The organism is Aliamphritea ceti (assembly GCF_024347215.1).
GTDB classification, from domain to species: Bacteria; Pseudomonadota; Gammaproteobacteria; order Pseudomonadales; family Balneatricaceae; genus Amphritea; species Amphritea ceti.
Genome location: NZ_AP025282.1, coordinates 4,718,040 through 4,744,407, shown reverse-complemented (window position 1 = coordinate 4,744,407; position 26,368 = coordinate 4,718,040). Strand labels below are relative to the sequence as shown.

26 protein-coding genes are annotated in these 26,368 nt (G+C 49.7%); 14 read left to right on the top strand and 12 right to left on the bottom strand.

The annotated features are described in order from the left end of the window. Window positions 1–127 precede the first annotated feature (127 nt). The 8 genes from OCU49_RS21435 to OCU49_RS21400 all read left to right on the top strand — a co-directional run bounded on the left by OCU49_RS21435 (window position 128) and on the right by OCU49_RS21400 (window position 8,939). On the top strand, window positions 128–730 hold the full coding sequence (locus OCU49_RS21435) for a UPF0149 family protein (RefSeq protein WP_261842570.1): 603 nt from the start codon (window positions 128–130) through the stop codon (window positions 728–730). Window positions 731–808: 78 nt separating this feature from the next. Continuing rightward, a complete protein-coding gene (gene pepP / locus OCU49_RS21430) occupies window positions 809–2,140 on the top strand; it encodes a Xaa-Pro aminopeptidase (RefSeq protein WP_261842569.1) in 1,332 nt (443 codons plus the stop codon). Next, entirely contained in the window at window positions 2,140–3,426 is a 1,287-nt protein-coding gene (gene ubiH / locus OCU49_RS21425; RefSeq protein ID WP_261842568.1) for a 2-octaprenyl-6-methoxyphenyl hydroxylase, read from the top strand. Before pepP ends, ubiH begins: the two co-directional genes overlap by 1 nt. 10 nt (window positions 3,427–3,436) lie before the next feature. After that, on the top strand, window positions 3,437–4,765 hold the full coding sequence (locus OCU49_RS21420) for an FAD-dependent monooxygenase (protein WP_261842567.1): 1,329 nt from the start codon (window positions 3,437–3,439) through the stop codon (window positions 4,763–4,765). A 307-nt stretch (window positions 4,766–5,072) separates the two neighbouring features. Beyond that, the gene (gcvH, locus tag OCU49_RS21415; RefSeq protein WP_261842566.1) at window positions 5,073–5,465 is read left to right on the top strand and encodes a glycine cleavage system protein GcvH; all 393 of its coding nucleotides are present in this window, start codon (window positions 5,073–5,075) and stop codon (window positions 5,463–5,465) included. A 121-nt stretch (window positions 5,466–5,586) separates the two neighbouring features. After that, the gene (locus tag OCU49_RS21410; protein ID WP_261842565.1) at window positions 5,587–6,774 is read left to right on the top strand and encodes a class I SAM-dependent rRNA methyltransferase; all 1,188 of its coding nucleotides are present in this window, start codon (window positions 5,587–5,589) and stop codon (window positions 6,772–6,774) included. Between the two features lie 26 nt (window positions 6,775–6,800). Further along, the gene (locus OCU49_RS21405; RefSeq protein ID WP_261842564.1) at window positions 6,801–7,838 is read left to right on the top strand and encodes an NADP(H)-dependent aldo-keto reductase; all 1,038 of its coding nucleotides are present in this window, start codon (window positions 6,801–6,803) and stop codon (window positions 7,836–7,838) included. A gap of 150 nt (window positions 7,839–7,988) precedes the next feature. Further along, on the top strand, window positions 7,989–8,939 hold the full coding sequence (locus OCU49_RS21400; protein ID WP_261842563.1) for a LuxR C-terminal-related transcriptional regulator: 951 nt from the start codon (window positions 7,989–7,991) through the stop codon (window positions 8,937–8,939). Between the two features lie 320 nt (window positions 8,940–9,259). Here the strand turns inward: OCU49_RS21400 and OCU49_RS21395 are convergent, their stop codons facing one another. Next, window positions 9,260–9,481: a hypothetical protein gene (locus tag OCU49_RS21395; RefSeq protein WP_261842562.1), complete on the bottom strand. Its 222-nt coding sequence runs from the start codon at window positions 9,479–9,481 to the stop codon at window positions 9,260–9,262. Window positions 9,482–9,817: 336 nt separating this feature from the next. Next, the gene (gene serA / locus OCU49_RS21390; RefSeq protein ID WP_261842561.1) at window positions 9,818–11,050 is read right to left on the bottom strand and encodes a phosphoglycerate dehydrogenase; all 1,233 of its coding nucleotides are present in this window, start codon (window positions 11,048–11,050) and stop codon (window positions 9,818–9,820) included. A 346-nt stretch (window positions 11,051–11,396) separates the two neighbouring features. On the opposite strand from serA, the gene OCU49_RS21385 reads away from it, so the two are divergent. Further along, on the top strand, window positions 11,397–12,167 hold the full coding sequence (locus tag OCU49_RS21385) for a substrate-binding periplasmic protein (protein ID WP_261842560.1): 771 nt from the start codon (window positions 11,397–11,399) through the stop codon (window positions 12,165–12,167). Window positions 12,168–12,276: 109 nt separating this feature from the next. Here the strand turns inward: OCU49_RS21385 and OCU49_RS21380 are convergent, their stop codons facing one another. Next, window positions 12,277–12,639, bottom strand: a complete 363-nt coding sequence (locus OCU49_RS21380; protein ID WP_261842559.1) for a VOC family protein — start codon at window positions 12,637–12,639, stop codon at window positions 12,277–12,279. A gap of 292 nt (window positions 12,640–12,931) precedes the next feature. Here OCU49_RS21380 and OCU49_RS21375 point away from each other — a divergent pair, with 292 nt between their 5' ends. Then, window positions 12,932–13,474 carry a GNAT family N-acetyltransferase gene (locus OCU49_RS21375; RefSeq protein WP_261842558.1) on the top strand — a complete coding sequence of 181 codons (543 nt, stop codon included), beginning with the start codon at window positions 12,932–12,934 and terminating at the stop codon, window positions 13,472–13,474. Between the two features lie 122 nt (window positions 13,475–13,596). On the opposite strand, the gene ppnP is transcribed toward OCU49_RS21375, so the two are convergent. Beyond that, the gene (ppnP, locus tag OCU49_RS21370; protein ID WP_261842557.1) at window positions 13,597–13,878 is read right to left on the bottom strand and encodes a pyrimidine/purine nucleoside phosphorylase; all 282 of its coding nucleotides are present in this window, start codon (window positions 13,876–13,878) and stop codon (window positions 13,597–13,599) included. A 190-nt stretch (window positions 13,879–14,068) separates the two neighbouring features. Here ppnP and OCU49_RS21365 point away from each other — a divergent pair, with 190 nt between their 5' ends. Both OCU49_RS21365 and OCU49_RS21360 read left to right on the top strand, forming a co-directional pair. Then, window positions 14,069–14,731 carry a fumarylacetoacetate hydrolase family protein gene (locus OCU49_RS21365; RefSeq protein ID WP_261842556.1) on the top strand — a complete coding sequence of 221 codons (663 nt, stop codon included), beginning with the start codon at window positions 14,069–14,071 and terminating at the stop codon, window positions 14,729–14,731. 144 nt (window positions 14,732–14,875) lie between these two features. Further along, a complete protein-coding gene (locus tag OCU49_RS21360; protein ID WP_261842555.1) occupies window positions 14,876–15,289 on the top strand; it encodes a CopD family protein in 414 nt (137 codons plus the stop codon). 54 nt (window positions 15,290–15,343) lie between these two features. Here OCU49_RS21360 and OCU49_RS21355 read toward each other — a convergent pair whose 3' ends face one another. The 8 genes from OCU49_RS21355 to OCU49_RS21320 form a co-directional block, all read right to left on the bottom strand. Beyond that, window positions 15,344–15,973 carry a ubiquinone biosynthesis accessory factor UbiJ gene (locus OCU49_RS21355; RefSeq protein ID WP_261842554.1) on the bottom strand — a complete coding sequence of 210 codons (630 nt, stop codon included), beginning with the start codon at window positions 15,971–15,973 and terminating at the stop codon, window positions 15,344–15,346. 4 nt (window positions 15,974–15,977) lie between these two features. After that, window positions 15,978–16,739, bottom strand: coding sequence for a bifunctional demethylmenaquinone methyltransferase/2-methoxy-6-polyprenyl-1,4-benzoquinol methylase UbiE (gene ubiE, locus OCU49_RS21350; RefSeq protein WP_261842553.1), 762 nt, complete (start codon window positions 16,737–16,739; stop codon window positions 15,978–15,980). A gap of 147 nt (window positions 16,740–16,886) precedes the next feature. Next, on the bottom strand, window positions 16,887–17,261 hold the full coding sequence (locus OCU49_RS21345) for a gamma-butyrobetaine hydroxylase family protein (RefSeq protein ID WP_261842552.1): 375 nt from the start codon (window positions 17,259–17,261) through the stop codon (window positions 16,887–16,889). A gap of 62 nt (window positions 17,262–17,323) precedes the next feature. Continuing rightward, window positions 17,324–18,652 (bottom strand): ATP-dependent protease ATPase subunit HslU, encoded by a 1,329-nt coding sequence (gene hslU / locus OCU49_RS21340; RefSeq protein ID WP_261842551.1) that lies wholly within the window; start codon window positions 18,650–18,652, stop codon window positions 17,324–17,326. Window positions 18,653–18,673: 21 nt separating this feature from the next. Then, window positions 18,674–19,207, bottom strand: a complete 534-nt coding sequence (gene hslV / locus OCU49_RS21335; protein WP_261842550.1) for an ATP-dependent protease subunit HslV — start codon at window positions 19,205–19,207, stop codon at window positions 18,674–18,676. A 211-nt stretch (window positions 19,208–19,418) separates the two neighbouring features. Then, window positions 19,419–20,147 (bottom strand): SPOR domain-containing protein, encoded by a 729-nt coding sequence (locus OCU49_RS21330; RefSeq protein ID WP_261842549.1) that lies wholly within the window; start codon window positions 20,145–20,147, stop codon window positions 19,419–19,421. A 3-nt stretch (window positions 20,148–20,150) separates the two neighbouring features. Further along, window positions 20,151–21,845 carry an arginine--tRNA ligase gene (gene argS / locus OCU49_RS21325; RefSeq protein ID WP_261842548.1) on the bottom strand — a complete coding sequence of 565 codons (1,695 nt, stop codon included), beginning with the start codon at window positions 21,843–21,845 and terminating at the stop codon, window positions 20,151–20,153. 166 nt (window positions 21,846–22,011) lie between these two features. Then, window positions 22,012–24,198 carry a primosomal protein N' gene (locus OCU49_RS21320; RefSeq protein WP_261842547.1) on the bottom strand — a complete coding sequence of 729 codons (2,187 nt, stop codon included), beginning with the start codon at window positions 24,196–24,198 and terminating at the stop codon, window positions 22,012–22,014. 247 nt (window positions 24,199–24,445) lie between these two features. Here OCU49_RS21320 and rpmE point away from each other — a divergent pair, with 247 nt between their 5' ends. Together rpmE and OCU49_RS21310 are read left to right on the top strand one after the other, a co-directional pair. Then, window positions 24,446–24,661 (top strand): 50S ribosomal protein L31, encoded by a 216-nt coding sequence (gene rpmE / locus OCU49_RS21315; RefSeq protein ID WP_261842546.1) that lies wholly within the window; start codon window positions 24,446–24,448, stop codon window positions 24,659–24,661. A 366-nt stretch (window positions 24,662–25,027) separates the two neighbouring features. After that, the gene (locus tag OCU49_RS21310; protein ID WP_261842545.1) at window positions 25,028–26,299 is read left to right on the top strand and encodes a malic enzyme-like NAD(P)-binding protein; all 1,272 of its coding nucleotides are present in this window, start codon (window positions 25,028–25,030) and stop codon (window positions 26,297–26,299) included. Window positions 26,300–26,368: the final 69 nt, after the last annotated feature.

The following is a 26,368-nucleotide window of genomic DNA, read 5'->3' as shown; positions in this document are numbered from 1 at the left end:
GTGCTTACTGCTACTCTGCCGATACATGGCAATGCCCTTAATTCTTCGGCTATCTTATTGTTTTTACAGTGCTCTGTGGCGGTAATTTATTTTTGGCGGTTTTTCCGCAGCCAGACAGAGAAGACTTATGAGTGTCGAAAACTCTCCTGAAGATTTTATTCCTGAATATTATGAAATTGCAGATGTACTGATTGCAGAAGACAGCATGTCTGTGACTGCCGCAGAGGTGCACGGTTTATTGTGTGGTTATTTGACCGCAGGCGCAGATTTCACCCAGGAGCGCTGGATGTTTGCAGCACTGGAGATGATGGATGTCAGTGCGCTGAAACACGAAAGCTCCCGTATTGCTTTGGTAGATCTGTATGAAGGTGTACTGAGCCAGATGAAAAATGCAGATTTTACTTTCCGCTTACTGCTACCGGATGACGACTTATCCCTGAATGAACGGGTTACGGCACTGGGTAGCTGGTGTCAGGGTTTTCTGGTTGGTTTTGGTCTCAATGGTGCACATACCAATAGCAGCCTGAATGACGATCAGCTTGAAGCACTGCGTGATCTGGAGCAAATCTCCTGGGTTGAGCTGGATCAGGATGAAGCAGAAGAAGACAATGAAAATGGTCTGATGGAACTGCAGGAATACGTGCGTATGGCGACACTGATGTTTTTCAGCGAATCGCACCCTGTGGAAGACAATGGTGACTCTGATCCACAGCAGCCAGTGCTGCACTAAGTCAGGAATTTTCAGGGCGGCTGTCTGGGATAGCCGCTGATGCCGGATAATCAGTACTGATGACTGCCGAGGCTAACTATGACCCGTATGACCTCTATACCCCGTGATGAATTTGCAGAACGCCGCCAGCGTTTACTTAGCAGCTTGCCTGCCGGAAGTATTGCACTTATACCTGCGGCAACGATGCAGCCGCGTAATTCAGATGTTGAGTTTCCTTTCCGTCAGGATAGCGATTTCTATTACCTGACAGGTTTTGATGAGCCGGATGCGCTCTTGGTATTGCTCGCTGGCAAGAACCCGCAAACGGTACTGTTTTGCCGTGAGCGGGATAAAACCATGGAAATCTGGCATGGCTATCGGTTAGGGCCGGAACGGGCTGTGGCTGAACTGGGTGTAGATCTTGCGTTTGCGAATGAAGAGCAAGACAAGCAAATGCCTAAACTGATGCAGGGCTGCGATCAGATTTTCTACGGGTCAGATAAAACTCAGCTGGATGCTCAGGTCCGATCCTGGCGGGACAGCCTGCGCATGGCTAAGCGTCAGGGCAAGCAGGTACCGACTGGTATTCAGCAGTTAGACGGATTGTTGCATGAAATGCGGCTGTTTAAGTCTGATGCGGAAATAGCCGTCATGCGTGAAGCTGGCCGGATTTCTGCGGCGGCTCACTGTAAGGCGATGCAGAATTGCCAGCCGGGTGTGACTGAATATCAGCTGGAAGCCCGGTTGAATTTCCATTTTGCGATGAATGGTTGTCGGCAGCCTGCTTACCCGGCCATTGTCGGTGGCGGTGAAAATGCCTGTGTACTGCACTATGTGGAAAACAGTGAAGCGCTGAAAGACGGTGATCTGGTATTGATTGATGCCGGCGCTGAACTGGATTATTACGCCAGTGATATCACCCGGACATTCCCGGTATCAGGGCGTTTTAGCCCGGAACAAAAAGCCCTCTACGAGTTAGTCCTGAAAGCACAGTTATCCTGTATCGACATGATTAAGCCAGGCGTGCTCTGGCAGGACCCGCATGACCGTTCCGTTGAGATTCTGGTCGAAGGGCTGGTGGAACTGGGCATTCTTAAAGGTGAGACTGAAGAGCTAATTAAGTCTGAAGCTTACCGGGATTTTTATATGCACCGTCTTGGTCATTGGCTGGGGATGGATGTACATGACGTTGGTGACTATAAGCTGGCAGGTGAATGGCGGCCGTTACAGCCGGGCATGGTGCTGACAGTAGAACCAGGGCTGTATATCGCCCCGGACAACACCGATGTAGACGCCCGCTGGCGTGGCATAGGGATTCGCATTGAAGATGATGTGGTAGTGACTGAAGACGGCTGTGAAGTACTGTCTGCCGGTGTACCAAAGCAGGTTGCGGATATTGAAACGCTAATGGCAGTACAGGCAAACAACTGATGAACAGGCACTACGATATCGTCATTGTTGGCGGCGGCATGGTAGGCGCCAGTCTGGCGGCAGCTCTGATTCAGGCGAGTAATGCGCTGGATTTGAAAATTGCTATTGTAGAAGCCCATGCCTTACCTGAATCGGCGATTGAAGGGTATCAGCCAAGCTATGATGCCCGCTCAACCGCACTGGCATATGGCAGCCGGGTTATTTATGAACGCATGGGTATCTGGGACGCATTACAGACGCATCTGGCTGCTATCAACGATATACATGTATCAGATCAGGGGCGCTTTGGTATTACCCGCCTACACGCCTCAGAGGAACGCGTGCCAGCATTAGGCTACGTGGTGGAAAACCGCTGGTTAGGCCAGGTGTTACTGGCCCGCCTGCAGGAAAGCGACGCGACCAATATTGATTTTATCTGTCCGGCAACCGTCACTGGCATCCAGTCAGCTGAGCAGCACATGCAGCTGCAACTGGAGCAGGAAGGAGTGGTATCTCAGTTAACGGCTGAGCTGGTGGTAATGGCTGATGGTGGCCGCTCTACATTACGTCAGCAAATGGGGATTGGTTACCAGCAGCAGGATTACCAGCAACATGCCATTGTGACCAACCTGACGCCTGGGCAGCCGCATCAGGGTGTCGCTTATGAACGCTTTACCCGCAATGGTCCGATGGCACTGTTGCCGCTGGAAGATCAGAATGGTGAACCGCGAATAGCACTGGTATGGACTGTTCCCTCCGATCAGCTGGAAGAAACACTGGAACTGAGTGACACTGAGTTTATGGCTCGCCTGCAGGATACCTTTGGGTACCGGTTGGGGTATTTCCAGCGTGTCGGTGAACGTCATCATTATCCGCTTAAGCTTACATTTGCAGAAGAACAGGTCCGTAAAGGTCTGGTATTACTGGGTAATGCCGCCCATGCGCTACATCCGATAGCAGGGCAGGGGTATAACCTGGCATTACGGGGTGCTGTTCGCTTAGCGGAATACATTATTCAGGCCAGGCAAGCTGGTGAGCCTTTAGGGCAGTTGAGTGATTTACAGCTGTTTCAGGAACTGGTGCGGGGTGATCAGCAGAAAACCGTGGGCTTCAGTGATCAGACCATGAAGCTGTTTTCTAATAATCAGCCACTTTTGGCGCTGGGCCGTAGTGCTGGCTTACAGATGCTGGATAGCTGCCCGTTAATGAAAACTGTATTTGCCCGCAGCGCGATGGGATTAGATATCGCCGCACCTGACTTACAGGCGAAAGCGCCTGCAGAGCATTCGGCGCCGAACAAAAGTTAAGAGGCTTTTTGTGACTGAACTTTCGCAAGACCAGAAACTACAGCAAAAGAAACAACCTCAGCAGCAGGCTGATCAGGTCGACATTGCGATTGTCGGTGCCGGCATGGTCGGTATGACGCTGGCCTGTCTGCTGGCCGACAGCGGTTTGACTGTACGGGTAATAGAAGCACGCAACAGTGATCGCGAAAGCCTTATTTCAGCCGAACAGCAACAGCGTAGCGATGCATTTGATAACCGGGTTAGCGCATTAACAATTGCCTCACAGCAGATACTGCAAAGCACTTCGGCCTGGCCTCTGATGCAACAGATGCGGATTACGCCATATACACGTATGGATGTCTGGGACGGAGAAGGCAGCGGCAACATTCAGTTCAACAGCCATGAATTGCAGGAAGAGTATCTGGGCCACATCGTTGAGAACCGGGTAACACTGGCGGCCTTGTATCAGGCAAGCCTGGCGATGCCGGCTATTGAGTGGCAGTCAGGTAGCAGGCTCACCGGGTTGTCTGAAATTGAAACTGATAATAATCAACAATTACGCACTTTAAGTTTTGCCGATGGTTCAACGCTTAAAGCCGGGCTGGTAATCGCTGCCGACGGCGCAATGTCTAATACCCGCCGGCTGGCTGATTTACCTATGTGGGAATGGGATTACGGTCATCATGCAATCGTTACCACTGTAAAAGTGGCAGACGGCCATCAGCATACCTGCTGGCAGCGGTTTACTGATGACGGCCCGTTAGCGTTTCTGCCGGTTTCAGACCTAGCGGTTTCAGGCAAGAATGATCAACACTGTTCCATTGTCTGGTCGACCTCTCCTGATCATGCTGCAGAACTGATGACACTGGACGACGATGCATTTTGCCGGGCACTGGAGCATGCGATAGAAGGGCGCTTAGGAAATGTGACTGCTGCACAGCCGCGAATGTCTGTGCCATTACGCCAGAGACATGCCAGCCGGTATGTACAGGCAGGTTTTGCTGCTATCGGTGATGCGGCGCATACCATTCATCCGCTGGCCGGTCAGGGGGTAAACCTGGGTTTGCTGGATGCAGCAGTGCTGGCGGAAGTTATTCTTGATGCACAGGCTGCCGGTGAAATGTGGCAGAGCGAATATGTACTTCACCGTTATCAGCGTCAGCGGCAGGGTGAAAACCTTAAGATGGCCGCTTCAATGGAAGGCTTTAAGCGTCTGTTTGCAACAGATGCCGCCGTACCCCGCTTATTGCGCAATGTCGGTATGAGCCTGATGAACAAGACGCCGATGATCAAGAATCACGTTGTGCAGCAAGCAATGGGGCTGAGCGGCAATTTGCCACGCTTTGCCCGACGCAGCTAATTTACATCTAAAACCAGTCATTTATGTTCAGCTGCGGCTTTGGCAGGTAGAATAGCCGCGTTTGAAACAGTGCATAAATATAGTCTGGAATGATCTGAGACAAAGCTGCTGTTTAGCGAATTATTGACCTTGTCACTGGTCTGATTAGTGACAACTGGCTATCACTTTAAAGATGGTCTAGAAATATATGATGCCTGATTGCCAATACAATCATGCATCTGCAATACATACGTAATATGTTTGAAGTTGTAGTGCCTTTTCAGTGTCGGAAAGGACCGGTTTTTAACTGTCATTTAGGAACAGAGAAATGAGTGATATCCCTAGCGAATTAAAATATGTGGCCAGCCATGAGTGGATTCGTCATGAAGGCGACGGGGTGGTTACTATCGGTGTTACTGATCACGCGCAGGAGCTGCTGGGTGATGTAGTATTTGTGGAATTGCCTGAAGTAGGTTCAGAGTTTGCTTTGGGCGACGACATGGGTGTGGTTGAGTCTGTTAAAGCTGCATCTGATATATATGCGCCACTGACCGGTGAAGTGATTGCTGTTAACGAAGCGCTTGAAGATGAGCCTGAACAGGTGAACGGCGATCCTTACGGTGATGGCTGGTTCTTCCAGATGCGTGTTGGTTCTCAGGAAGAGCTGGATGCACTGCTGGATGCTGAAGTTTATGCTGAACTGTGTGAAGCTGAAGAGTAAGTCTTAAGCTTCAAAGTTGAGCCTCGCCTGTCGGCGGGGCTTTGTTGTTTTTACGGTATCGCGGATACCGTTATCTGTAACCGGTAGTTAGCGGTTGCTGTAATCAGAGAGTGGATGAATTTTGCAAGTATTACGATTAAACAGTGGCGCAGATAAACGTTTGCGCGGTGGCCATGTCTGGATCTACAGCAACGAAGTAAATACTAAGGCGACGCCACTGAAACAGTTCGCTGCAGGCGAGCAGGTAGTGGTAGAAACGGCTAACGGTAAAGCGCTGGGTGTTGCCTATGTAAACCCGAATACGCTGATTTGTGCCCGTTTAATTAGCCGTACAGCTAAGCAGACGATGGATCAGTCTTTACTGGTTCATCGCTTAAAGATTGCTCTTTCGCTGCGTGAAGCCTGCTTCGATCAGCCATGTTACCGCCTGGTATTTGGCGATAGTGACGGGCTTTCCGGGTTAGTAATCGATCGCTATTTCGATATTTTTGTCGTACAGATTTCGACTGCAGGTATGGAAGCGCTTAAAGATGAAATTCTGGCAGCACTGCTGAAAGTCTTTAAACCTCAGGGTGTACTGTTCCGTAACGACGGCAAGATGCGCGATATGGAAGGCCTGGAAAGCTACGTTGAAACTGTATACGGCGAAGTGCCTGATCTGGCACCGTTGATGGAAAATGGCGTACCGCTGGTGGCGCCGGTTAAGACCGGACAGAAGACCGGCTGGTTCTACGACCACCGTTTAAACCGTGCGCGCATGCAGCAGCATGTTGCCGGCAAAAAAGTACTGGATTTGTTCAGCTACGTAGGTGGCTGGGGTGTACAGGCGCTGGCTGCCGGTGCTGATCACGTGACTTGTCTGGATGCCTCTGAGTTCGCACTGGATGTAGCAGAAGAAAATGCACGGATTAACGAAGCGGCTGACCGTTTCACGACGATGCAGGGCGACGCATTTGAGGGCTGCAAGATGCTGCTGGAAGAAGGCGAGAAGTTCGATGTGGTTATTCTTGATCCGCCAGCCTTTATCCAGAAGCGTAAAGATATCCGTAACGGTGAACAGGCGTACCGCCGTATGAACCAGCTTGCGATGCGTCTGGTAGCGAAGAATGGTCTGCTGGTGTCAGCGTCTTGTTCTATGCACCTGCAGCGTGACCGTCTGGTGGATATGATCCGTTCTGAAAGCCGAGCACTTGACCGTCAGGCACAGATCTTTGATCAGGGACATCAGGGTGGAGACCATCCGATACATCCGGCGATTCCTGAAACGGACTACCTGAAATCATACTTTGTACGTCTGCTGCCGGTATAACCGCAGCAGCATTAAGAGGATAGGCTATGCGTTATAACCAGTTGGGCGACAGTGATCTGAAAGTAAGCCGGGTGTGTTTAGGTACCATGACATACTCGCAGGACAACACTGAGGCAGAGGCATTTGCGCAGCTGGATTATGCGTTTGAGCGCGGTGTGAATTTTGTTGATACCGCCGAAGTCTATCCGGCCCCGGTGAACGAAAGTTTACAGGGGCAGACCGAAGCGATTATTGGCCGCTGGATGCAGGAAAGAGGTAACCGTGATCAGGTTATCCTGGCGACTAAAGTGGCCGGCCCTGCGGAAATGACCCGCTTTATGCGCCCTGATATTCATTTTGATGAAACCAATATCCGAGCCGCAGTAGAAGGCAGCCTGCAGCGTTTACAGACAGATTATATCGACCTGTATCAGCTGCACTGGCCAGACCGAGCCACTAATTTCTTTGGCCAGCTGAACTATACGCATAAGCCTGAGCATGACGGCACCGCCATGCTGGATACGTTAAAAGTACTTAAAGCGCTGGTGGATGAAGGTAAGGTGCGTTACATCGGTTTATCTAATGAAACCCCCTGGGGTGTGATGAACTTTGTTAAATACGCTGAACTGCTTGGCTTGCCTAAGGTTGTCAGTGTGCAAAACCCTTACAGCTTACTGAACCGTTCTGATGAAGTGGGTTTAACGGAAGTGTTAATACGTGAAAACGTGCCTATGCTGCCGTATTCACCGCTGGGCTTCGGTGTATTGTCAGGTAAGTATCTGGATGATCAGTGGCCGGAAGGTGCCCGCCTGACTTTATACAAACAGTTTGGCCGTTACATTCAATCGGCAGGTATCGCCGCTACGCGGGACTACGTATCTCTGGCGCAACAGCATGGCTGGAATCCGGCGCAAATGGCTCTGGCATATGTGGATAGCAAAGACTTTGTTGCCAGTACCATTATTGGCGCAACGCAAATGCAACAGCTGGAAAGCAATATCGATGCCTTCGATATGCGTCTATCAGCAGAACTGGCGGAACAGCTGGAACTGCTGACGAAACAGCATTCTAATCCCTGCCCGTAAGTTGCATAGTGACGTACTGAAAGATCATCAACAGAAGCCCGGTTTATCCGGGCTTCTTTCTTAAAGCGGTATTGCTTAGTAATATGTAAGCAACCGTGCCTTTGTAGCACGCTATAAAAACCTATAAAAATAACAGCAGAGGTTTTTGTAATGTCGCAGGTAAAACCTGATATTCCGGCACCAATGCTGGCCCGATGGCAGCGTCTGGTGGACCTGATGGGGCGTATGACTGATACGCCCGCCGCGCTTATTACCCGGATTAAACCCCGGGATATCGAAATGCTGGTGAGCAGTGACACCACCGGTAACCCTTACCGTGCCCATGAAGAAAGCCCGCGTAACTGTGGTCTGTATTGCGACCGGGTAATCGAAACCCGTGAGCCGCTTTTAGTCACCGATGCACAGCTGGAGAAAGACTGGAAAGACAATCCCGATATGGTGCTGGGGCTGTCGTTTTATCTGGGTTATCCACTGAGCTGGCCGGACAATGAGCCCTTCGGAACCTTATGTGTGCTTGATACCCGGCATAACCTGCAAGCTAAGCAATACAAGGGGCTAATGGAAGAGTTTCAGGAACTGGTGAACGGTGACCTGAAGTTTCTTTATCAGCATCAGCAGCAGCGTTCAGAACAGCAAACACTGGAGCAGGCGCTACAGCAGCAGCGTTTTGAAGTGCGGGCCCGGGCCAATGATCTGGAAGAAATTAACACCGCCATGCGGGTACTGCTGAATCAGCGCGAGCAAGATAAGCAAGCGCTGGAAACAGAGATCTATGCCAGCATTGAACACATCGTCCAGCCCTGGCTGCGTAAACTGGAAAAGAGCGGCTTAACCCAGCAGCAGCTGGATTGCCTGGGGCATATCAGGGAGCATTTAGGCGCGTTACGGCATCCGCAAAATACCTCACTGGCGCAACTGACCCCGACAGAACAGCAAGTGGCAGTGGCGATTGGTAATGGCTTATCCAGTAAAGTGATTGCGCAAAATATGCACCTGGAGAAAAGTACCATAGATTTTCACCGCAGAAATATCCGCGAGAAGTTAGGCCTTGCCCGTTCAAACGTCACACTTAAGCAGTTTTTGTTAGCGTCCAATCAGTAATGTAATAAGTACGGAGTTGCTACTGAGTGCTTTGGATGTTTGGAATCCCTTGTTAGATTCTCGACTGGTCTGAGGATCAGGCGCTGACAGCTTATGCATATAGGTGTGACCACACCAAAGTGTAAAGTTATACAGAATATCTGTGGATAAAGCTGTGTAGATTCTCTGGGTGTTTACTTCGGAACTGCCAGCTGCGTCATTTGGCCGTTTTTGTCTATTAATTGAACTGTTTTAAGGGCTTTTCTACAGAGTGTAGAAAGCTGTGCTGAGGCGTTCAGCAGATAAAAAAACAGCCTGCTAGGCAGGCTGGTTTTCAGTGATCAGGCGGTCTTCGCATTATGATGAACTTCTTCTGCTTCAACAGGCTCCATTACGCTCCACTGATGTGGCACATGTGAAAGCCGGATCATGTGTTTACATGCCTGGCATTCATAAATGGTGTCGTTGAATACATGGTTTCTTTCAACCAGGTTGTCGTGCAAGGTGACCAGTTGACGACGTACCAGCAGGAAGCAATCACTGCATAAACGCTTATTTTCCATCTTCGATATCACTCCATCGACTCTTAATCGTGTTTCCTGTGCCGGCATGTTCCGATATGCAGCACGTTTTTAGAGATATACATATAGAATAATATATATACAGTCGGCTGAAAATAAAAACTGCACAGAATTTAATCATATAGGTCGTTATTGGCTGAAATGACGGGGCTTTCGGAGGGATTTAGCAGAAAAGTCGTATTCGAAAAGTACCGTCTGTCAGCTTGGGTAGTCTGGCTGCCCAATGTGAGATGTAGATCATTGCTGAAGACTTTTTTGCCAAAAAAAAAGCACTGCCAGAGCAATGCTTTTTTGATTCAGGCGTTTAGCCGAAAATGTTTATACCAGACGGCGACAGCGAATAGTGCCTGGTACATGCTTCAGCTTATACAAGGCCATATCAGAACAGTCGGCATCTACTTCGATAACCACGTAACCAACACTTTCGTTAGTCTGCAGATACTGACCACTGATGTTGATGTTGTTTTCAGAGAACACTTCGTTGATTGCCGTTAGTACACCCGGCTTGTTCTCGTGAACGTGTAACAGACGGTGAACATCCGGGTGCTCTGGTAAAGCAACTTCCGGGAAGTTAACCGAGCTGACAGAGGTGCCGTTATCGCTGTATTTAATAAGCTTCTCTGCAACTTCGTAACCAATGTTCTGCTGCGCTTCCATGGTGGAACCACCCACGTGAGGCGTCAGAATAACATTGTCGAACTCACGTAATGGCGAGATGAATTCATCATCATTAGTACGTGGCTCAATCGGGAATACGTCAATAGCGGCGCCCAGCAAGCGCTGTTCGCTTAATGCACCACAGAGTGCATCGATATCGACTACCGTCCCGCGGGCAGCGTTGATAAAGATCGAACCAGGCTTCATTTCAGCAAACTGTTTAGGGCCCATCATATTCTTGGTCGCCCGGGTTTCAGGTACATGCAATGAAATAATATCGCAGGTATTCAACAGCTCTTTCATGGAACCTACCTGAGAGGCATTACCCAGTGGCAGCTTAGTTACAGTGTCATAGAAGCAAACTTCCATACCCAGTGATTCAGCCATAACACTCAGCTGCGAACCGATGCTACCGTAACCGACAATCCCGAGTTTCTTACCACGGATTTCAAATGAGTTTTTAGCCGACTTCTGCCAGATACCCCGGTGTGCTTTGGCACTTTTCTCAGGGACGCCACGTAACAGCAGAATCGATTGAGCAATCACCAGCTCAGCTACAGAGCGGGTGTTAGAATAAGGAGCGTTGAATACAGCCACACCGCGCTTGATCGCTGCATTCAGGTCTACCTGGTTGGTGCCTATGCAGAAACAGCCGACAGAAATCAGTTTTTCTGCTGCAGCAAAAACCTTTTCTGTTAATTGAGTGCGGGAACGAATACCTATAAAACGTACATCTTTAATACGTTCAATCAGCTCATCTTCCGGTAATGAGCCGGTCAGATATTCAATGTTGGTGTAACCTTGTGCGTTTAGCGTATCCAGTGCGGACTGGTGGACGCCCTCTAACAGCAAAATTTTGATTTTGCTTTTATCCAGAGGTGTATGTTGGCTCATTTCCGAAACTCATTAGTATGTCTAATTGTGGGGTCTGACTGTTCAGTCTCGTGCCGAAACCTATGTAAACCATAGTCACAGATGGATTACATCAATCAGGGGGCGCATATTAGCATAAATATGTCGCTTTTGGATTGATGGATGTTGTTCTGAGTGGAAAAAAATTCACTATATTATGAGTGGCCTTCATAACCTATTGATTGTTGGTAGACTTTCGAGTGAATAGGGCTGCTAAATTCCATTATGTTGCTATTTTAACGAGTGGGGCTGAGTATAGGTCTGCTTATGTATATATGGCTTATGGCAGAGAAATATAAAAATAATGTGATAGCTAAAGGATAGGTGTATGCACACTTTTTTTGACTACCTGACTCGCCGTCTGGTTTTTGCAGTTGTTTTGTTGAGTGTGTCGTCGTTATCTTTAGCTGATGAATTAAAAGCATGTTTTGCTGAATGGTCGCCTTATTCGTACACCGTGGAAGGAGAGCCTACTGGAATCAGTGTGGATATCATTAAGGCGGCAGCAAATAGAGCGGGCTTTAAGGTGCTCTTCGATAGTTTGCCCTGGCAGCGCTGTCTGATTATGGTCCAGGCAGGCGAGTATCATTTCACAATGGATACTCCAGAACGGCCTGAACTTGTTCATGGAAAGTATCCAAATGCCGTGCATTTTCGGGCACTTTGGCAGCGAAGCAACAGCGATTATGGTGAGTATAAAAGCCTTAATAAATTACTGGATAAAAGGCTGGCTCTGATAAAAGGATTTCAATATTCAAAGCAAATTCTCAGTGCAGAGTTTCAGGTAATTGAATGGGTACAGTCGGAAGCCATTGCAGGACGAATGATTGCCGGGAAGCGGCTTGATCTTGTGTTTGCTGATTTATTGGTGATGCAGAAGCTTATACAAGATCTTCAATTACCGCTGAAACCAATGTTGCCTGTATATGATACCGAAGCTTTATATCCTTCATTTAATCCGAAATATCAGATGCAAATGGAACGTTTGGATGAGGCGCTTGAAGCTATGTATGCGGATGGTTCTTTGGACGAAATTTATCGACTGCATACAGGCGTCTCTTTATCAGAACTAACTGTAACTGGATTACAGGTCCGATAAAGGTATTCAAGAGAGTACCAGGGATTAATGAAACCGGGTAAAAGTAATAATTAGTCGCTGATTCTACCCGGCCTTACTTATGTTATGTGTCCCTAACAGCTATGTCTTTTTAACCCGTTGGTGGCTGCCAAAGCTGAATGACGTTTCCTTCGGGGTCTGTCAGGGTGGCAAACTTTCCATGTGGATAATCTTCAATATCGCTGACTGTGATTTCAGCTGACTGTAGCTGTCCTATCATCTTGCTCAGGTCATTCACCCGAAAATTGATCATCCAGGTCTTGCCTGCAGGGATCATTGGATTGTTGTTTGTAAAAGGATCAAATACTGTGAAACCTGCGTCTTGCTGCCAGGGTAATCCGCCTGTGTGCTGAGGCGCTAAATCGATGCCAAGATGATCTTTGTACCATTGCCCGAGTTCTTCAGGGTTTGCAGCTTTAAAAAAGAACCCTCCAATTCCTGTGACACGTTCCATATTTGCACCTTCGTTTGTTGGTTCTGCTGGAGGTTTGAATCATCAGGGCCTTAGCCTGTTAGGCTGGCTTCTGGATGTGCTCTAGTTATTGTTATCCACAATCTGATATTGCAGGTCTCGTTACACAGTTAGTCTTTTTTCACGTTTACCTAGCGAGCTATTTTATGAATAGCTGTTCTACGAGTTTAATGCATCTTTGTTTCGAGTAAGTTTTTGCTCTTGTGGCAGTGATGTTTTCTAAGAGTAAAATAGCCAAAACAATTGTTCTTCCAGATGAAGGGACTCACTTTCAATGACAACTATCAGACCCGCAAACCTCGATGATGCGGATGCTTTAGCTCAGCTTGCTGAACAGACGTTCCGCGATACATTTACGCTTGATGACGGCACTGAGGATATGGATCTTTATTGCCGGGATAGCTTCAGTGGTGATATTCAGCGTCAAGAATTACTCGACACTAACTACGTGACTTTTGTTGCTGAAGTGGACGGCAAGTTAGTGGGTTTTGCACAGTTGTTGGTGTTGTCTCATAAGGAAAGCGTTGATGCTACATGCCCTGCGGAGTTACATCGCTTATATGTGTTGAATGGCTGGCAGGGGCAGGGCGTTGCTCAGGGTCTTATGAATGCAGTGCTTGCTGCAGCTGAAGGTGGTGGCGATGGTTGTGTTGGTGAGAGCGACACGGATATTATCTGGCTCGGGGTATGGGAGCATAATCCCAGGGCGATTCGTTTTTATGAAAAGAATGGCTTTAAAGAAGTGGGCGAGCATGTGTTTCAGTTGGGTGATGATGCTCAGCGTGATCTGCTAATGGCTCGGGAAATAGCCAGGTAGTCTGTTTTGGCTTCTGCGTAGCTAAGGTTGTTTTGATGTATGAAGCTAACCAGTGCTTTACTGATTAGCTTCATGACTGGCCAGCTTAATAGGCTATCAGCGTTTGGGCTAACGCAGCCGTATTAGCTGTAGTAGCAAAGATATGCAGTTGGTGCGGCAACCTTCACTTCGAAAGACTGGTTGGCTGCAACGTTGAATTCGCTACCGGAAGCGAATGTCTGCCAGTTTTCTTCACCTGGCAGTTTTACGATCAGTTCGCCGCTCATGACTTTCATCAGTTCGTCCTGAGAGGTACCGAAGGTGTATTCGCCAGCAGCCATTACGCCGGATGTTACCTGACCTTCACCGTTTTCAAAGCCGATAGATTTTACGGCGCCTTCAAAATATTCGTTTACCTGCAACATGGCGGTATTCCTGTTAATTAAATGTGAGCCAATAATAGGTATTCCGCAGGGCGTTGTCACTGCTGAGTTTGCCGGATGTCGCGATCAGTTTAGGGTCTTGTTTTGGTGGCTTATATGACTATCTGCGCGTTGAGGTCTTAAGTGGTGCGGAGTATGATCTTGGCGCATAAACAACAGAACGGGATCAGCTATGCAATATAAACATCAGTATGTGGATGGTACAGCCGTTGAACTGCCGGTTGGTAAAGTGATCTGTGTCGGGCGTAACTATGCGGAGCATGCCGCTGAGTTAGATAACCCTGTACCCAGCCAGCCAATGTTGTTTATGAAGCCTTCTACTGCGCTGGCAGATATGGCTGAACCGCTGGAGATTCCGCTGGATTATGGCGAAGTGCATTACGAGACGGAGATTGCCATTCTGATTGGTGAGCCGCTGAAGAATGCGAATAAGTTTGTGGTTGAAGGCGCGATTGTCGGTATCGGCCTTGGGCTGGATCTGACATTACGTGACTTGCAAACCAAGCTGAAAGAGCGCGGTTACCCTTGGGAGAAAGCCAAGGCCTTTGATGCTTCCTGCCCGCTGTCTGCTTTTGTTGAGCCTGCAGCAGTAACAGATATTGATGATGTTAGCCTGAGCCTGACGGTTAACGGCGAGTTACGTCAGGCTGGCAGTAGCCGCCTGATGGTACATAAAATTTACGCACTGATTGCCTATATGAGCCATCACTTCACTTTGCTACCCGGTGATGTGGTCATGACTGGCACGCCTGCAGGTGTCGGTGCGGTTAATCCGGGCGATCGTTTACTCGTTGAGCTGGCGGATTTACTGCGCGTTGAAACGCATATCCTTTAAGTCGTGTTTGATTTGAGTTGATGACGGACTGTTTTGTCTTATCTTGGTTAATGATTAATGCTGTGGATTAAAACTGTTCATATTCTGGTGATGACGCGCTCTTGAATCGGCATGGCTGGTATTTTTTATTTGGATTATTAACAGATGTTGTGGATTAAGACTTTTCATATTCTGGCGATGACCAGCTGGATGGCCGGTATCTTCTACTTGCCGCGTATTTTTGTGCACTTTGTAGAAGGGCGTAAAGCGGGGCAGGATGTTGCCCGTCTGGAGATTATGGCTGGCAAGCTATATGGTTTTATGACCCTGATGGCGATGTTTACGCTGGTTCTGGGAACCTGGCTGTGGCTGGGCTACGGCTTTAGTGGTGGCTGGCTACATGCGAAGCTGAGCTTTGTGCTGTTGCTGATCGGTTATCATTTCTGGTGTCGTCAGTATCTGAAAAAATTGCGGGCGGGTACGTTGGATCGCAGTGGGCGCTATTTCCGTTTGTTTAACGAATTGCCGTTGCTGATCTTTATTCCGATTTTGATTTTTGTGGTGGTGAAGCCTTTCTGATTATCGGAAGGCTCTTAACGAAAAGCTGCTGTCCAAAAAGTACTAAACGAATAATTACTGGCGGTTATCGAGCTTAGCCTTTAACTGCGCAATCCGGGCTTCGGCGCGGTCAGTATTCTGTCTGACGTTGTCTACCTGATTAAGGAAGTGTTCTATCTCCGGGCGGGTAGGCAGTAAGTGAATTTCTTCCTTAAGATACTCTTCTAAATTCAGCTTAAGACTGTGGCCTGCCTGCAGATAGAAGTTTGCTTTGTAGCGGATGAACGCAGCCAGCTGGCCGGCAGGTAAGTCGCCAATGATGCTGGCAAGAATGCCTTCCCAGTCTAACGCGGCATCTTTAAGGATGTTGGTCAGGCGGGTCGCCAGGGCACTGTCACCGCTGATCTGAATGCTTTTGCCGAACATCGCTGTGCTCTGGTCGGCGCTGGTGAGCAGCGTCAGAAAGTCACCACAGGTGCCGCTGAGTGTTACGTCGGCGTCGTCCCGTTGCATCAGGTCCAGTTGCAGGCCTGTAGGGTGAGGCTGTACTGATAATTGCAGCTTGGCATCGGTCAGTTCAATGGCAATAATTTTGCCGTTTAAACGGGCCAGACGCCGGGCAATATCCGGATTGCGGCAGAGCAACGGGTTAACCGCGGCTTCTGCCAGTGTCAGCAAGGTGGCGCTAAACAGTTCGACGGCCATTGGTTTACGGTTTGATACCGGTATGCAGGGCAACGATGCCGCCAGTCATGTTCTGGTACTTACACTGTACCAGGCCAGCGTTGGTCATCATGCCTTTGAGGGTTTCCTGATCCGGGTGCATGCGAATTGATTCTGCCAGGTAACGGTAGCTTTCTTCGTCGCCGGTGATCATCTTGCCGATTTTTGGCAGCAGGCTGAAGGAGTAAGTGTCGTACACCTTGGTTAGCAGCGGATTTTCAGTTTTGGAGAATTCCAGCACCATCAGTTTGCCGCCTGGCTTAAGTACCCGTGCCATAGATGCCAGTGCTTTGTCTTTATCGGTTACGTTACGCAGGCCGAAAGCGATGGTGATGCAGTTGAAGCTGTTATCCGGGAACGGCAGGGCTTCTGCGTTGGCCTGAACAAATTCAACGTTGCCGGTAATACCACGGTCCATTAAACGGTCGCGACCCACTTTCAGCATTGAGTCGTTGATGTCGGCAAGTACTACTTTACCTTCACTGCCTACCAGGCGTGAGAAGCGCATTGTCAGATCGCCAGTACCACCGGCAATATCCAGAACCTGATGGCCACGACGTACGCCGCTTTGTTCGATCGTCAGCTTTTTCCAGATACGGTGGATACCGCCAGACATTAGATCGTTCATGACGTCGTATTTGCTGGCAACGGAATGAAATACGTCCGCGACTTTGCCGGCTTTTTCGTCCACATTTACTTGTTCAAAACCAAAGTCTGTCTGGTCCTGGGATTTCTTCTGATCGGTCATGGCGGGCCTGTCTGAATAAAGCGCTTCTTAATTAGAGGGGGATTTTACAGAGCTGTACTGCGCTTGTCTTGGTTTATGTCAAGGAGATTGGGGAAATGTCCGGTGTGAGAGCCACACCGGAGGAGTCGTGCAGTTTGACTGACGGCCTTAGAGGCCGCGGGCAATCATATTATTGTTGCGGGTTTCGCCGGCGTCAGCGAGCTCCTGCAGGTACTTATCCCAATACTCCTGCTGGTGAGTGCAGAGTTCGTAAAGGTAGTCCCAGGTGTACAGGCCGCTGTCATGACCATCATCATAAATGATCTTCAGCGCGTAGTTGCCGCTTGGCTCGATGCCTTTAATGCCGACAAACTGTTTGCCGGTTTGCAGTACTTCCTGACCTTTACCGTGACCACGTACTTCTGCTGAAGGGGAGTGCACCCGAAGGTATTCCGCTGTCAGTTCAAAAGTCTGTTCAGGGTAAACCAGTTCCAGCGTGCGGGACTTCTGATGTAGCTTAATATCTTGCGGGAAATTGCTCATAGTGATGCTCCGGCAGCGAGGCCCTTGCTGTTAGGCAGGGGCATCGCGTCAGCGTTACTCTGTTACAGGATGTAATGGCTCAGATCTTCATTCTGGCTCAGTTCACCCAGATGTTCATCAACGTAGGCACGGTTGATATCAATGCTCTGACCGTCTTTGTCGGAAGCGGTGAAAGATACTTCTTCCAGCAGGCGTTCCAGCATTGTGTGCAAACGACGTGCACCGATATTTTCGGTACGTTCATTGATCTCAAATGCCAGTTCAGCAATGCGGCTGATACCGTCTTCAGAGAACTCGATCGTCAGGCCTTCAGTTGCCAGTAGCGCACGGTACTGTTCAGTCAGTGATGCGCTTGGTTCTGTCAGAATACGACGGAAGTCATCCGGTGTCAGGGCGCTTAGCTCAACGCGGATTGGCAGACGACCCTGTAGTTCCGGGATCAGATCAGATGGCTTAGCCAGGTGGAATGCACCGGAGGCAATGAACAGAATGTGGTCTGTTTTGATCATGCCGTATTTAGTAGAAACTGTGCTGCCCTCGATCAGTGGCAGCAAGTCACGCTGAACACCTTCACGGGATACATCTGCACCCTGGCCTTCACGTTTACATACTTTGTCGATCTCATCCAGGAAGACGATACCGTTTTGCTCAACGGCTTCTACTGCCATTTGCTTGAGGTCGTCATCGTTGACCATCTTCGCGGCTTCTTCGTCAATTGCCTGTTTCAGAGCTTCTTTGACTTTCACGCGGCGTGGCTTAGCCTGGTTGTTACCCAGGTTAGAGAACATGCTCTGCAGCTGGTTGGTCATTTCTTCCATGCCCGGAGGGGCCATGATTTCGACGCCCATCTGTGGCTGGCTGAGTTCGATCTCGATTTCTTTGTCGTCCAGCTTGCCTTCACGCAGCTGCTTGCGGAACAGCTGGCGGGTAGCGCTGTCCTGCTTTTCTTCTGGCTGGTCGAAGCCTGTCGGGCGAGCCGGTGGCAGCAGGGCATCCAGAATACGTTCTTCCGCTGAATCTTCTGCACGGAAACGGACTTTTTCCATTTCCTGTTCACGCAGCATAGTAATGGCAGTGTCCATCAGGTCGCGGATGATGGTTTCAACATCACGGCCTACGTAGCCAACTTCAGTAAACTTAGTCGCTTCGATCTTGATGAACGGTGCGTTTGCCAGTTTAGCCAGGCGGCGAGCAATCTCGGTTTTACCGACACCGGTCGGGCCGATCATCAGAATGTTTTTTGGGGTTACTTCAACGCGCAGCTCAGCATCCAGCTGCATACGGCGCCAGCGGTTACGCAGGGCAATTGCAACGGCGCGTTTGGCGTCGTCCTGACCGACGATGTGACGGTCCAGTTCGTGAACGATTTCGCGAGGTGTCATGTTGGACATTTTAAAAAGCTCCAGCGTCGCTTAAGCAGTTTCTGCTTCAAGCTGTTCGATAGTCAGGTTTGCGTTGGTGAAGACACAGATGCCTGCGGCAATTTGCAGGCTCTTTTCAACGATGTCACGGGCAGGCAGTTCAGTGTTATCTACCAGTGCACGGGCTGATGCCAGTGCAAAGTTGCCGCCAGAACCGATGGCAATTACGCCGTCTTCAGGTTCAATGATGTCGCCGCTACCTGAGATTAGGTAAGTCTTTTCTTTGTTGGCAACCAGCATTAGGGCTTCGAGTTTGCGGAGTACGCGGTCACTGCGCCATTCGCGGGCCAGATGTACTACTGAATTGAAGATGTTGCCCTGGTGCTTGTCTAATTGCTGCTCGAACAGATCCAGCAGGGTAATGGCATCGGCGGTGCTGCCTGCGAAACCGGTAATTACCTGATGCTTAGGTAACTGACGTACTTTGCGGGCCGTCCCTTTCATTACGGTGTTGCCGAGGGATACCTGGCCGTCGCCGCCAACAACAACCTGGTTGCCGCGTCGTACTGATACTATGGTGGTCATGGGTAAAATAAAGTCCCGTATCGGTTCGTGATTGAGTATCAATATGGGACTGGATGGGGATATTTCAATAGGCTGGGGCCAATTAAGCTGATAATTGGCCATGGAGAGAGCAGGTGTAGTAGGTGTATAAAGCGATGTCTTGAGCAGGTCTTATAAGCCGGTCTTAACTGGCGCCGTTTACAGGGGCTGTTACAAGGGCTTCAAACAGCGCTTACTTGGCGACCCGTAATAATGGATCGATATTCATACGTACCAGCTTGTCCTGAGCTTTGTTCAGTTGCAGGCGGTTATCAAACGGACCGGCAAGTACCTGATGCCAGAGGCTGCCATCATTGTTGGTTACTTTGCGGGTATGCACATTCGGTAGGCCCTGAATGATTAGCTTGGCACGCATTTGCTCGGCATCCTGTGCGCTGCGGAATGAGCCCACCTGCAGGATGTAACGCTTTTTCAACTTTTCAGTTTTCGGCGTTGATTTGTACGTACCGGCGTTGCTGGTATCCACTTCGCTGTCGCGGAGCATTTCATAGAACTCGTAGTGTTCATTGCTCTTATCTGTGACAGGTACTGTGGGTTTTGCCGCTTCTGTTTTTGGTTTGCTGGTTTTAGCAACCGGCTTAGGTGTAGGTTTGGGAGCTGCCTTTTGTGCTGGTTGGGCTACCGGCTTCTGAGCTTTGGCAACTGGCTTAGGTGCGGGAGTTGTGGTTCTGGCAGGCGTGCTGGCAGCCTGAGGCGTTTCTGCCTGAGGATCAGGAGATACCTGAGTGAGTTGCCACAGGACATAGCCAAAACCCACTAAAAAGACAGTGCTGAGGAATATCCGGATGATTGGAAAACCGGATTTAGGCTGCGGTTTAGCTGGTGCAGCCTTTTTCCGTGGGGCGCGGCTCGCTGAAGCCTTGCCCCCAGGTTTCTTTTTAGCGTAATCCCGCGGTGCCATAAATTACATGTGCTCCGGTGCGCTAACGCCCAACAAGTCCAGACCGTTAGCCAGAACCTGGCGGCAGGCTGCACTCAGAGTGATACGTGCGTTACGCAGTTCAGCATCTTCAATCAGCATCTTGTTGCTGTTGTAGTAGCTGTGGAAGTCACCGGCCAGATCAACCAGATAGTTAGCAATCTGATGCGGTTCACAATTTTCAGCAGAACGCTGAACGACTTCAGGGAAAGTTGCCAGACGCTTCATCAGGGCTTTTTCTGCATCGGTATCCAGCAGTGCCAGATCTACCTGCATGTCCTGATTCCATTCCCAGCCACGTTCAGCAAGTTTGTTGATGACGCTGCAAACTCGGGCGTGGGCATACTGAATGTAGTAAACCGGGTTGTCGTTGCTCTGGGAAATCGCCAGATCAATGTCGAAGGTCAGCTGGGAAGTTGTTGCACGTGCAACCAGGAAGTAACGGGTTGCATCACGGCCTACTTCTTCTACCAGATCCTGCAGGGTTACGTAGCTGCCGGCACGCTTAGAGATTTTAACTTCTTCGCCACCGCGCATTACCATCACCATCTGGTGCAGTACGTAATCCGGATATTGAGCCGGGATGTCCATACCTGTTGACTGGCTAACAGCCTGAACGCCGGCGCGTACACGGGTAATGGTGCTGTGATGATCGGCACCCTGTTCGTTTACGACCCGCTTGAAGCCACGGTTCCACTTATTCAGGTGGTAAGCAACATCCGGTACGAAGTAAGTGTAACCGCCGTCGGTCTTGCGCATTACGCGGTCTTTATCGTCGCCGAATTCAGTGGTTTTTAACCACAGCGCACCGTCCTGCTCATAGGTATTACCGGAATCGATCAGTTGTTGTACGGTTTTCTCAACCATGCCTTCGCTGTACAGAGAGGATTCCAGGAAATAAATATCGAAGTTAACCCCGAAGGCTTTCAGGTCCTGATCCTGTTCGCGACGCAAGTAAGCAACTGCGAAGTCACGGATAGCATCCTGATTGTCGGCATCTTTCAGACCGGTTACCTGCTTGTCTTCAGCGGTAATGCTGTCGCCGGCCATGTAGCTATCGGCCAGTTCTTTAATGTAGTCACCGCGGTAACCATCTTCCGGCCAGCTTGCATCTTCAGGGCCAAGACCTTTACAACGTGCCTGAGTAGACAGGGCCAGGTTGTTGATCTGGGCGCCGGCATCGTTGTAATAGAACTCGGCAGTAACGTCCCAGCCAGTTGCACTTAACAAACGGCAGATGCTGTCGCCTACTGCGGCGCCACGGCCGTGGCCGACATGCAACGGGCCAGTTGGGTTAGCGGATACAAATTCAACCTGTACTTTGCGGTTGGCACCTACTTCGCTGTGGCCATATTTGTCTGCAGCTTCCAGAATGCGGCCAACAACAGCTGTTGCTGCGTCGCTGGCCAGAAAGAAGTTGATGAAGCCTGGGCCTGCAATCTCAGTTTTGGCAATGCTTTCAGACGCTGGCATCGCGTCGCAAATTGCCTGAGACAGTTGACGTGGATTAGTCTTCGCCGCTTTGGCCAGTGTCATGGCAACGTTAGACGCAAAGTCACCGTGCGCCTTGTCGCGGGTATTTTCTACCATGATACGTCGCTGAGCGTCAGCCGGCAGAGTGCCGTTGTCGGTCAAAGTGTCCAGGGCAGCATTAATAAGATCCGCAATATGTTGTTTCATGATGAATGTACTGTTACCGGTTGGGGCGAGAACACGCCGAATATATCGTTAGGGCCGGCTATTATCCCTTGTCGGGGGCTGTTTGTTAAGTGGCTAGGCAGGAGAATTTTCGGAGTACATAGATGTGGTGGTACTGCAGGCCCGGATGACCGGGCACTGAGGTGTGTCAGAACATTTCGATGGGATCGACATCAATTGACCAGCGTATTTTTCGGGCTTCCGGTGAGGCTTCGAGCTGGGTGGCGATATGGCTGACCAGCCCGTGCAGGGTTTTGCGGTCGTGGCTTTGTAAGAGCAGCTGGGCGCGAAATAATCCGGCACGTTTTTCCATAGGGGAGGGTAGTGGGCCGATCCACTGTGGCTTGCCGTCCTGACGGTCAAACTGTTGCCGTACCTGCATCAGAAAACGTTCTGCCTGACCCTGACAGCGGGCTTCGGCCCGTAACATTATGCAGTTGATTGTGGGTGGCAGGTTGGCGCTGTTACGGGTATTGAGTTCTTGCTGGGCAAAGGCCAGATAGCCGTCGTTAATCAGACTGTTAATAGTAGGATGATCAGCATGGTGAGTTTGCATCACGACTTTGCCGGGCAGTTCGGCACGGCCGGCACGGCCTGCTACCTGTAATATTTGCTGGGCAGTACGTTCCATGCCGCGAAAGTCAGCACTGAACAGGCCGCTGTCTGCATTAAGAATGGCGACCAGGGTAACTTTAGGAAAGTGATGACCTTTGGCCAGCATTTGGGTGCCTACAAGTATGCAGGGGTCGCCTAAGTTTACCTGATCGACGATGTCCTGCAGGGCTTGTTTACGTTGTGTTGTATCCCGATCGACCCGGATAACCGGTATTTCCGGGAACAGCTGCTGCAGTGCACTTTCGGTACGTTCAGTGCCTGAGCCAACTGGTTTGAGTTCAGTGCTGCCGCAGCTGTCGCATACCCGGGGGATTGGACGCTGGTTGTCGCAATGATGGCAGTGCAAATGTGGAGGGCTGCGGTGCAGTGTCATATGCGCATCGCAACGGCGACAATCGGCAACCCAGCCGCAGTCGTGACACATCAGGCTGGGGGCAAATCCCCGACGGTTAATAAATACCAGTACCTGATTGCCTTGCTGCAGGTGTCCGCCTATTTGTTTTATCAGCGCAGGGCTTAAACCGTCCTGCAGGTTGTCCTGCCGGATATCCAGTAATTCAAATCCTGGTGGTTTGGCGTTACCTGCGCGCTGTGTCAGTTGCAGCCATTGATAACGTTGCTGCTGAACGTTGTAGAGGCTTTCAATAGAGGGTGTGGCGCTGCCCAGCATGATCGGGATGTTTTCCCGGTGGGCACGCATAACAGCTAAATCCCGGGCGGAATAACGGAAACCGTCCTGTTGTTTAAAAGAAGCATCGTGTTCTTCGTCAATGATCAGAATGCCGGGGTGCTTCAGCGGAGTGAAAATTGCCGAGCGGGTGCCGATGACAATTTTTGCTACGCCTTCGCGGGCTTGCTGCCAGGCTTCCAGCCGCTGTTTGTCGGTCAGATTAGAATGCAGCGAAACAATGCTGACGTTAAAGCGTGCTTTGAAGCGGGTAACGGTTTGTGGTGTGAGGCCTATTTCCGGTACCAGCACTAATGCCTGTCTGCCTTGTTTTAGCTGGGCTTCTATTGCCTGCAAATAAACTTCGGTTTTGCCTGAGCCGGTAATACCGTAAAGCAGTATGGAGCGGAAGCCATTGTCTGCAGATAACGAATTGACGGCAGTTTGCTGCTGGTCATTCAGTGCCAGAGGTGTTTCACGCAGTATATTCTCTGTCGACTCATCAGGCTGAGGCGTGAATTGCTCGATCAGGTTTTTTTCTTGCAGGCTTTTTAAAGTGGCTTTCTGACCGCCAGCTTCTTTTAACTGTTTAGGTGTTAAGCCTGCAGGGTTGTTCATTAACCATTGCAGTAACTGGCGCTGTTTGCTGGCATTTTTGGCAATGCTGTCAGTACTGGCGTCGGCATAGGCTCGCCATTTCATTGCGGGTATATAATTGTCAGGCTCACCTTTACGCAATAACACCGGTAAGGCCTGGCTGAGCGCTTCGCCTACCGGGTGCTGATAATAGCTGGCAGACCAGCGAGCCAGTTTCAACAGGTGTGCAGGCAAAGGCGGCGTTTTGTCGAGAATTTCCAGTGCCTGCTTTAGCTTTTTGACCGGAATATCGGTCTCTTCAGTAACTTCGATCAGCAGGCCAATTAACTGCCGGTTTGCAAATGGCACTTTAACCCGTATGCCCGGTGTCAGTGTGGACAGGTCACAGTCTGCCGGAGGCAGGTAGTCAAATAAACGACGCAGCGGTGACGGAATAGCAAGACGGAGATATGGCATTAATGGTGATTCAAAGTTGTTGTGGAAAAAGTTGCTGTGAAAGTCTGTGTCAGGGGTGTATTAAATCGTTTTAGCACGGGCTTTACCAGCTGGTAATCGCGCCTTTTAATAAGCACTTGCTGGTGGCCAGATAGATGCGTATAATCGCGGGCCTTATTCCTATGGGTAGCCTGTTTTAACTGGCGACCCGGATGCGGTGCCTGGCAAAAGATCAGGTGGCGGCATTACAAACTACTGAGGTTTCATCATGAAAGAAGGTATCCACCCTAATTACGTAGAGATGAACGCTACTTGCTCTTGCGGCAACGTTGTTAAAACTCGTTCTACTCTGGGCAAAGACATTCACCTGGACGTTTGTAGCCAGTGTCACCCTTTCTACACAGGTAAGCAGAAAGAAGCGACTACTGGTGGTCGTGTTGACCGCTTCAACAAGCGTTTCGGCGGCCGTTCTCTTAACAAATAAGAGTTCCGCTATACGAAAAAAGGCGCCTTTATGGCGCCTTTTTTGTTGCTCTGCAAAAATACCGACGAAAGTCTGAAGTTAGGCTGATTTTTATCTATCTACAGGATAGGTAGTGGTTCTTCCTGTAAATCAATGGATTATCAAATATAAATGCCAGATATGTGCCTTCGGGTCGCGAGGGAAATGCTTTTTGTCGCTTTGTTTACAGAAATTTGGACTGTTAGGTCGGTTGAGGGGCGTCGGGCTTTTCTATATGATGCCAAGTCCTAAGGAGTCTGGAACGCCCTTGTTAGACGGAGTAATGGGCTATTTTTCCAGATTTCCGGATTACTTATAACTAATAAATTACTTCTTGGAATTGCGACCATGTCTGAAGATATGAAACAAGCTGCACTCGACTATCATGAGTTTCCTCGTCCGGGTAAAATCAGTGTAGAGCTGACGACATCCGCTGCCTCTGCCCGTGATCTGGCCCTGGCCTACAGCCCTGGTGTGGCTGAGCCTGTCCGCGCTATCGCTGAAAACCCAGAGAATGCGTATAAATATACGGCGAAAGGTAATCTGGTTGCAGTTATCTCCAATGGTTCTGCGATTCTTGGTCTGGGCGATCTTGGCCCACTGGCGTCTAAGCCGGTTATGGAAGGTAAATCTCTGCTGTTCAAGAAGTTTGCTGGCGTAGATTCCATTGATATCGAAGTTGATTCTGAAAGCCCTCAGGCGCTGATCGACACTGTTGCTCGTATCGCAGACACTTTTGGTGGTATTAACCTGGAAGACATCAAAGCACCTGAGTGTTTTGAAGTTGAACGTGCTCTGATTGAGCGTTGCAATATTCCTGTATTCCACGATGATCAGCACGGTACCGCGATTGTAACTGCTGCAGGTATGATTAACGCGCTGGAAATTGCCGGTAAGAAGCTGGACGAAGCGTCTATCGTTTGTCTGGGTGCCGGTGCTGCTGCACACGCCTGTATGAAACTGCTGGTAAACATGGGTGCTAAGGTCGAAAACATCTACATGATCGACCGTACCGGTGTTATCCATTCAGGCCGTGATAACCTGACACCTGAAAAAGCGGCTTTTGCCACTGAAACTGACAAGCGTACGCTGGATGATGCGATCGAAGGTGCTGACGTATTTGTTGGTCTGTCCGGTCCTAACCTGTTGGGTGCTGAACAGCTGAAGAAAATGGCTGCTAACCCGGTTGTTTTCGCCTGCGCTAACCCAGATCCGGAAATTAAGCCAGAACTGGCTCACGCTACCCGTGATGATGTGATTATGGCGACTGGTCGTTCTGATTACCCTAACCAGGTAAACAACGTACTTGGATTCCCATTCATTTTCCGTGGTGCACTGGATGTTCGTGCAACTGCAATCAACGAAGAAATGAAAGCTGCTGCAGTACGTGCGCTGGCTGAGCTGGCTAAAGAGCCTGTGCCTCAGGAAGTGTTGGATGCATATGAGCTGGATTCTCTGGAATTCGGTAACCAGTACATCATTCCTAAGCCAACTGATTCGCGTTTGCTGGGGGCTGTATCTGAAGCCGTTGCTCAGGCTGCGATTGATACGGGTGTTGCGCGTCTGCCACTGCCGGATCATTACCCGCTGACGACTGTTGATGCTTTGCTGAATAAGTAAGCATTCAGCTTCCGTAGAAAATGCCCCTTTTAAAGGGGCATTTTTCGTTTCTGGCAACGCTAATTACTT

Excerpts from the sequence above, each read along its gene's own strand:
- OCU49_RS21435 (WP_261842570.1), top strand. The coding sequence starts at position 128 with ATGAGTGTCGAAAACTCTCCTGAAGATTTTATTCCTGAATATTATGAA.
- pepP (WP_261842569.1), top strand. The coding sequence starts at position 809 with ATGACCCGTATGACCTCTATACCCCGTGATGAATTTGCAGAACGCCGC.
- ubiH (WP_261842568.1), top strand. The coding sequence starts at position 2,140 with ATGAACAGGCACTACGATATCGTCATTGTTGGCGGCGGCATGGTAGGC.
- gcvH (WP_261842566.1), top strand. The coding sequence starts at position 5,073 with ATGAGTGATATCCCTAGCGAATTAAAATATGTGGCCAGCCATGAGTGG.
- OCU49_RS21405 (WP_261842564.1), top strand. The coding sequence starts at position 6,801 with ATGCGTTATAACCAGTTGGGCGACAGTGATCTGAAAGTAAGCCGGGTG.
- OCU49_RS21400 (WP_261842563.1), top strand. The coding sequence starts at position 7,989 with ATGTCGCAGGTAAAACCTGATATTCCGGCACCAATGCTGGCCCGATGG.
- OCU49_RS21395 (WP_261842562.1), bottom strand. The coding sequence starts at position 9,481 with ATGGAAAATAAGCGTTTATGCAGTGATTGCTTCCTGCTGGTACGTCGT.
- serA (WP_261842561.1), bottom strand. The coding sequence starts at position 11,050 with ATGAGCCAACATACACCTCTGGATAAAAGCAAAATCAAAATTTTGCTG.
- OCU49_RS21385 (WP_261842560.1), top strand. The coding sequence starts at position 11,397 with ATGCACACTTTTTTTGACTACCTGACTCGCCGTCTGGTTTTTGCAGTT.
- OCU49_RS21380 (WP_261842559.1), bottom strand. The coding sequence starts at position 12,639 with ATGGAACGTGTCACAGGAATTGGAGGGTTCTTTTTTAAAGCTGCAAAC.
- OCU49_RS21375 (WP_261842558.1), top strand. The coding sequence starts at position 12,932 with ATGACAACTATCAGACCCGCAAACCTCGATGATGCGGATGCTTTAGCT.
- ppnP (WP_261842557.1), bottom strand. The coding sequence starts at position 13,878 with ATGTTGCAGGTAAACGAATATTTTGAAGGCGCCGTAAAATCTATCGGC.
- OCU49_RS21365 (WP_261842556.1), top strand. The coding sequence starts at position 14,069 with ATGCAATATAAACATCAGTATGTGGATGGTACAGCCGTTGAACTGCCG.
- OCU49_RS21360 (WP_261842555.1), top strand. The coding sequence starts at position 14,876 with ATGTTGTGGATTAAGACTTTTCATATTCTGGCGATGACCAGCTGGATG.
- OCU49_RS21355 (WP_261842554.1), bottom strand. The coding sequence starts at position 15,973 with ATGGCCGTCGAACTGTTTAGCGCCACCTTGCTGACACTGGCAGAAGCC.
- ubiE (WP_261842553.1), bottom strand. The coding sequence starts at position 16,739 with ATGACCGATCAGAAGAAATCCCAGGACCAGACAGACTTTGGTTTTGAA.
- OCU49_RS21345 (WP_261842552.1), bottom strand. The coding sequence starts at position 17,261 with ATGAGCAATTTCCCGCAAGATATTAAGCTACATCAGAAGTCCCGCACG.
- hslU (WP_261842551.1), bottom strand. The coding sequence starts at position 18,652 with ATGTCCAACATGACACCTCGCGAAATCGTTCACGAACTGGACCGTCAC.
- hslV (WP_261842550.1), bottom strand. The coding sequence starts at position 19,207 with ATGACCACCATAGTATCAGTACGACGCGGCAACCAGGTTGTTGTTGGC.
- OCU49_RS21330 (WP_261842549.1), bottom strand. The coding sequence starts at position 20,147 with ATGGCACCGCGGGATTACGCTAAAAAGAAACCTGGGGGCAAGGCTTCA.
- argS (WP_261842548.1), bottom strand. The coding sequence starts at position 21,845 with ATGAAACAACATATTGCGGATCTTATTAATGCTGCCCTGGACACTTTG.
- OCU49_RS21320 (WP_261842547.1), bottom strand. The coding sequence starts at position 24,198 with ATGCCATATCTCCGTCTTGCTATTCCGTCACCGCTGCGTCGTTTATTT.
- rpmE (WP_261842546.1), top strand. The coding sequence starts at position 24,446 with ATGAAAGAAGGTATCCACCCTAATTACGTAGAGATGAACGCTACTTGC.
- OCU49_RS21310 (WP_261842545.1), top strand. The coding sequence starts at position 25,028 with ATGTCTGAAGATATGAAACAAGCTGCACTCGACTATCATGAGTTTCCT.